Source organism: Romboutsia sp. LXY-2, from assembly GCF_056171995.1.
In genome coordinates, this window is sequence record NZ_JBKFGI010000037.1 from 1 (window position 1) to 1,556 (window position 1,556).

A 1,556-nucleotide genomic window follows, 5' to 3' on the forward strand; every position below is an offset into this window, starting at 1 on the left:
TGGGAATATGGCTCAGTTGGTAGAGCAATTGACTGTTAATCAATGGGTCACAGGTTCGAGTCCTGTTATTCCCGCCAATACGCTGGTGTGGCTCAACGGTAGAGCAGCTGACTTGTAATCAGCAGGTTGTAGGTTCGATTCCTATCACCAGCTCCATAAAAAACGGAGGATTTCCCGAGCGGCCAAAGGGGGCAGACTGTAAATCTGTTATCGACGATTTCGGTGGTTCGAATCCACCATCCTCCACCAATTTTATATGCGGGTGTAGCTCAATGGTAGAGTTCCGGCCTTCCAAGCCGGCTGTGAGGGTTCGATCCCCTTCACCCGCTCCACTAATGACATCATTGTGGGTGCATAGCTCAGCTGGATAGAGCAACGCCCTTCTAAGGCGTGTGTCCGGGGTTCGAATCCCTGTGCGCTCACCATATATAGGGAATTCGCCAAGTCGGTAAGGCATAGCACTTTGACTGCTACATGCGTAGGTTCGAGTCCTGCATTCCCTGCCATAAAATTTGATCCATTAGCTCAGTCGGTAGAGCACCTGACTTTTAATCAGGGTGTCCCGCGTTCGAGTCGCGGATGGATCACCAACTAAATAATACGGAGAGGTGTCCGAGTGGTTTAAGGAGCTGGTCTTGAAAACCAGTGATGCTTAACGGCACCGTGGGTTCGAATCCCACCCTCTCCGCCATTTAACATGGAGAAGTACTCAAGCGGCTCAAGAGGATCCCCTGCTAAGGGATTAGGCTGGATTAAACCGGTGCGAGGGTTCGAATCCCTCCTTCTCCGCCAGTTAAATTATCGAGGTGTAGCGCAGTTTGGTAGCGCACGTGGTTTGGGACCATGGGGCCGGGGGTTCGAGTCCCTCCACCTCGACCAATTAATGGACCATTAGCTCAGTTGGTTAGAGCGCCCGGCTCATAACCGGTAGGTCCGGGGTTCGAGTCCCTGATGGTCCACCATAATTACATAGGGGTGTAGCTCAGTTGGTAGAGCGTCGGTCTCCAAAACCGTGCGCCGGGGGTTCGAGTCCCTCCACCCCTGCCACTTTTAAACAAATTAATAATAAAATGCAAATTAAAATTATCGAGGTGTAGCGCAGTTTGGTAGCGCACGTGGTTTGGGACCATGGGGCCGGGGGTTCGAGTCCCTCCACCTCGACCAAGATTATGGGCCTATAGCTCAGGTGGTTAGAGCGCACGCCTGATAAGCGTGAGGTCGCTGGTTCGAGTCCAGCTAGGCCCACCAGGTTTGCCCAGATAGCTCAGTCGGTAGAGCAGGGGACTGAAAATCCCCGTGTCGGTGGTTCGATTCCGCCTCTGGGCACCATTAAAACCTTAAATGGATATGGCGGTATAGCTTAGTTGGCTAGAGCGTTCGGTTCATACCCGAAAGGTCACAGGTTCGACTCCTGTTACCGCTACCAACAAAACTATATCAAATAAGAACTTTGAAAATTAAACAGTAGGTTAATTTATAGAATTTGAAACAACCAAACAAAGCCAGATATATAACAGTATCTGAGCCCGTTAAACTTTTATTTGAGAGTTTGATCC

General features: G+C 50.4%; 16 tRNA genes. All 16 read left to right on the forward strand.

Features of this window, described 5'->3' with window-relative positions:
* Position 1: 1 nt before the first annotated feature.
* The 16 genes from ACI48P_RS22075 to ACI48P_RS22150 all read left to right on the forward strand — a co-directional run bounded on the left by ACI48P_RS22075 (position 2) and on the right by ACI48P_RS22150 (position 1,426).
* A tRNA-Asn gene (locus tag ACI48P_RS22075) sits at positions 2-77 on the forward strand.
* Positions 78-81: 4 nt separating this feature from the next.
* A tRNA-Thr gene (locus tag ACI48P_RS22080) sits at positions 82-156 on the forward strand.
* Between the two features lie 8 nt (positions 157-164).
* A tRNA-Tyr gene (locus ACI48P_RS22085) sits at positions 165-249 on the forward strand.
* A 9-nt stretch (positions 250-258) separates the two neighbouring features.
* A tRNA-Gly gene (locus ACI48P_RS22090) sits at positions 259-332 on the forward strand.
* Positions 333-348: 16 nt separating this feature from the next.
* Positions 349-425 (forward strand) — tRNA-Arg (locus ACI48P_RS22095).
* Positions 426-430: 5 nt separating this feature from the next.
* Positions 431-506, forward strand: a tRNA-Gln gene (locus ACI48P_RS22100).
* A gap of 8 nt (positions 507-514) precedes the next feature.
* A tRNA-Lys gene (locus ACI48P_RS22105) sits at positions 515-590 on the forward strand.
* 12 nt (positions 591-602) lie between these two features.
* Positions 603-691 (forward strand) — tRNA-Ser (locus ACI48P_RS22110).
* Positions 692-699: 8 nt separating this feature from the next.
* Positions 700-792, forward strand: a tRNA-Ser gene (locus ACI48P_RS22115).
* 10 nt (positions 793-802) lie between these two features.
* A tRNA-Pro gene (locus ACI48P_RS22120) sits at positions 803-879 on the forward strand.
* 6 nt (positions 880-885) lie between these two features.
* Positions 886-962 (forward strand) — tRNA-Ile (locus ACI48P_RS22125).
* Between the two features lie 9 nt (positions 963-971).
* Positions 972-1,047: transfer RNA gene (locus ACI48P_RS22130), tRNA-Trp, on the forward strand.
* A 40-nt stretch (positions 1,048-1,087) separates the two neighbouring features.
* Positions 1,088-1,164, forward strand: a tRNA-Pro gene (locus ACI48P_RS22135).
* A gap of 7 nt (positions 1,165-1,171) precedes the next feature.
* Positions 1,172-1,248 (forward strand) — tRNA-Ile (locus tag ACI48P_RS22140).
* 5 nt (positions 1,249-1,253) lie between these two features.
* Positions 1,254-1,329 (forward strand) — tRNA-Phe (locus ACI48P_RS22145).
* Between the two features lie 20 nt (positions 1,330-1,349).
* A tRNA-Met gene (locus tag ACI48P_RS22150) sits at positions 1,350-1,426 on the forward strand.
* Positions 1,427-1,556: the final 130 nt, after the last annotated feature.